Source organism: Streptomyces sp. NRRL F-5650 (assembly GCF_000721365.1).
Classification (GTDB): domain Bacteria; phylum Actinomycetota; class Actinomycetes; order Streptomycetales; family Streptomycetaceae; genus Streptomyces; species Streptomyces ardesiacus.
On sequence record NZ_JOGV01000174.1, the window covers coordinates 1 to 320 of the forward strand.

The following is a 320-nucleotide window of genomic DNA, read 5'->3' on the forward strand; positions in this document are numbered from 1 at the left end:
CCACCGCACCCGCCGACCAGTCCACCTCCGTCGACGGAGCGTCCACGTGCAGGGTGCGCGGCATCAACCCGTGCCGCAGCGCCAGTACCGACTTGATCAGACCCGCGACCCCGGCGGCGTACTGGGTGTGCCCGATGTTCGACTTCACCGACCCCAGCCGCAGCGGCCGGTCTTCGGGGCGGCCCTGGCCGTACGTGGCCAGCAGGGCCTGCGCCTCGATGGGATCGCCGAGGCTGGTCCCGGTGCCGTGCGCCTCCACCAGGTCCACATCGGCCGGCGACAGTCCCGCCGAGGCCAGCGCCTGCCGGATCACCCGCTGC

1 pseudogene is annotated in these 320 nt (G+C 73.4%); it reads right to left on the reverse strand.

The window, feature by feature from the left end:
- A pseudogene (locus tag IG88_RS39950) lies at nucleotides 1-320 on the reverse strand (polyketide synthase); the annotation flags it as partial.